Genomic DNA, 3,623 nt, shown 5'->3' on the forward strand with positions numbered 1-3,623 from the left:
ACCCCGCACCAACTGATCATGACCGCCACGCCGATTCCCCGGACGCTGGCCATGAGCGCCTACGCGGATCTCGACGTCTCGGTCATCGACGAGCTGCCGCCCGGGCGCACGCCGGTCAAGACCGTGGTGGTGTCTGATGAGCGCCGCCCGGAAGTGGTCGAGCGCATTCGCCGCGCCTGCAGCGACGGCCGCCAGGCCTACTGGGTGTGCACCTTGATCGAGGAGTCCGAGGTGCTGCAGTGCCAGGCTGCCGAGGTCACCCGGGAGGAGTTGACCGAGGCACTGCCGGAGCTCGCCGTCGGCCTCGTTCACGGGCGCATGAAGGCGGCGGAAAAGGCCGAGGTGATGGCGGCGTTCAAGGCCGGCGAGCTCGACCTGCTGGTGGCCACCACGGTGATCGAGGTCGGCGTGGATGTACCCAACGCGAGTCTCATGATCATCGAGAACCCGGAGCGCCTCGGACTTTCCCAGCTTCATCAGCTTCGCGGGCGAGTCGGGCGGGGCAGTACAGAGAGCTTCTGCGTGCTGCTCTACCACCCGCCGCTGTCGAAAAGCTCGAAGGAGCGTTTGGGCGTGATGCGCGAAACCACCGACGGCTTTCGCATCGCCGAGAAGGACCTGGAAATCCGCGGCCCCGGTGAGGTGCTCGGCACCCGCCAGACCGGCCTTGCCCAGATGAAGATCGCCGATCTCGAGCGCGACGGCGACCTGCTGGAGCGCGTCACCGCACTCGCCCAGTCGCTGCAGGCGGACAAGGCCGCCACCGCCGTGCTGGTACGCCGCTGGCTTGGCGAAGCCGCCGGGCGTTACGGGCAGGTGTAATACAGTAAACCATGTAAAGCTCGTTCCAACGGGATCTTTAAATTCCGCGCAAGTGTGGATGCCGAATACAGCATCTGCCCCAACGGGACAGATGCTGTATTCTCGGCAAATTACACTAACGATATGCCAAAACGGTTTTATTGCTCACCATACGCAACCGTGTGGCCCTTGATAAAAGACGACGAACCAGAGATTCGTTCAGTGACACCGTAAATGGCCAGTGATACAGGCGCCTTTACCGAATGCGTTGTCGTTATCTGAAGTCATCAGGATAACGCTTCTCGGTACCATTTAGACCGAAGAATATAGGATCAAATATATTTGAGCCTATTGACGTGTAGTCAAAGGGAACCAAAATTTCACCCGCAGCTGAGATAAGGCCATATCGTTGTTCATGTCGTGTAATGAACGCATCTATCTGCATACCAGTATCATGATGCTCAAGAACGGTATGAGTAGGGCGTTCGTCAAAGATAAGTTGGTTTCTTAAATTTCCTTCATGGTCAATGAGTTGCCAGGTATCCTGTGAATATAATTGCGCCATGAGTCCACCTGAGAAACTGGGTGTTAAGTTACCCCATTCGAAATCGGTTAATTGAGAGCCATTGACAGAAAAAACTGCAAATTTTTCATTACGCCGGACAGGTACAACTCCTTCGCGCGCCTGATGAATTTTCTCATATTCAAAAGGAATGACTGTTTCACCCGTACGGTCAACCAGGCCCCAACGCTGTTCTGGATTTCCCAGAATACCGAAAAAAGGCTTTCTTTCGACCCAGGCTGTTATATAGCCGTCATCAGAAGGAGCATATTCCTGAGTCATTTCATCTGAGAGAATACGATTACCGTGATAGTCAATATACGCATCTATAAGGCTAGACTCACTAGAAGAATCTTCAGGAAATTTTACGTAAATCAATTGAGCGAATCGGTTTATTCTCGCATAAGAATACATTTCTGATGTTGTTTCAAGCTGATCATTTACAATGTACCATATCTCTTCCTCATCGCTTTCAACTAAATAGTTAGGAGTGTTTCTTAAAGGGTGAAGAGATGCATAACGTTCGCTAAATAGCTCTCCTTGTACTGATAACAGCGCTTTACTTCGATCAGCATATTCAACCAATAAAAGATCTCTATCCTCTTCGTAATAGATAGAGCGAAACTCTGGCGGAAGTATGATTTTTTGATTGTTTATATCAAAAATACCTTTGCGCCATTCACCCTGATCATTGGAATGAACGAAAATGTAATATCCCTCGCATCCTTTTAAAGGATCAAAAGCTATGAGCGGCCATGGCAAAATTTCTTCACCGTCTTTGGAAAGGATACGTTTTCCTTGAGAATCTTGAGCTATAATAAAATTAGGTTGAATGTTAATGCGTTTGTAAGCAATAGGAAGGATAGTTTCTCCTTTGTCTGAGATTAGGCCTTGTAAATTTTCATTGTCGAATTTTTTTGTTACAAATATATAATCATCCCTTGAAGTAGCCGTCGTAGCCTCGCCAAGTGCGCGAGCGAGCATAGGGGTATCTGTTATAAAATCGTTTTCAAATGTTCCATTGAAGTTCTGAAGTGCACGCCAAGCAGAAATGCAATATTCAAATCGGGAAAAATCCGGACCGTCATCACTATAATGGTTTACGTGTTCGGAAATTCGAATATAAGCTATTTCTTCAAGTTCATTAGAGAGAATAGGTAAAGACAGCGATGCTTGACACATTATATGATTACCGTCCTCCCAAAGTATTATTTCTCCTTCATCAGGGCTACCTAAGGTGATCAAAGGAGGCATGGATGATATCGGCTGCGGTTCTGCATCCACAAGGGTGATGTTCAAGTCGGGATATGAGCGCCTACGGTCTTCATCGAACGTGGTGGCCCTAACTTGGCCACCCATCAAGCCTAACATTTCTTCCAAAGAGAGCGTTACGCGAAGGCGATCATTTAATATTCGCTCACTCTCTTCGGTTAAACGATAGTGTGGCCAAGTATCAGGATCAGTGAATGAGATATGTTCTTCAGGAGAGCTCATCACACGTATGGTATAAAACATTGCAATAAGTTGTTGAATATCTCTAGTAACACCAAAGTCATTGGGCTCCATGAGCCAGAAACTTGTGGCATCCTGATCATTATCTATAGTACCGACCAGGCCGAGATTACCCTCTTGATTCATGAAAACCGTTAGTGAGCGGTCAGGTCCCTCTAGTTCAATTGTTTCCTGTATATCGTTTGGCGAGATAACGCTTTGACGAAAGGTGTCAGAGTCAGTTGCCAGTTTTCCTACTAATAGAGTTGGCACCCCAAAATCAGTCGAGAAAACGAGAGCTTCAGGCTTTAATAAATCAGATATGTCAAGGGACGCGACTCTAACATCCCAGTCATTCGGCATGTCGAATACATAAGGTAGGTCCCAGGCCACCTCGTCAGACGTATCCAATGCAAGAGGCTCGACCTCGAACAGTTCGGCGAGGTGCGCTCCACGTTCGTCCAACGCCGCATTTTTATTCCCCAGCCACTCATCTCTGGCCGATTGCAACGCGGCAAATTCGGTGTCATCTTCATCGATCTGATAAAAGGTAAACGCCACTTCAAACGGTTCACCATGGATCAACACGAACTGCTCGGGCGTTTCAAACTGAATTCTAGCGGAAGGGTTATCCGGACTCGTCGCCTGCTGATTCTCGAAATCGAAGTCGTAACGTAGCGGCTCGGCCTGCGCTTCCATGTAGATTTCGGCGCGCTGGCTCTCGCGATCAAAACTGATCCAGACGCGCTCCATGCTCGCTTCAATGTCG

General features: G+C 49.1%; 2 protein-coding genes. One reads left to right on the plus strand and one right to left on the minus strand.

Annotated features, from left to right (window positions below; all coding sequences use genetic code 11):
- The coding region (locus BIS11_RS13075) for a helicase-related protein (protein WP_301286461.1) at positions 1–822 on the plus strand (822 nt) is incomplete at its 5' end.
- Between the two features lie 253 nt (positions 823–1,075).
- Here the strand turns inward: BIS11_RS13075 and BIS11_RS13080 are convergent.
- On the minus strand, positions 1,076–3,623 hold a 2,548-nt coding region (locus tag BIS11_RS13080), incomplete at its 5' end, for a WG repeat-containing protein (protein ID WP_253586221.1).

This window comes from Halomonas sp. 707D4 (assembly GCF_024158685.1).
Taxonomy (GTDB): domain Bacteria; phylum Pseudomonadota; class Gammaproteobacteria; order Pseudomonadales; family Halomonadaceae; genus Vreelandella.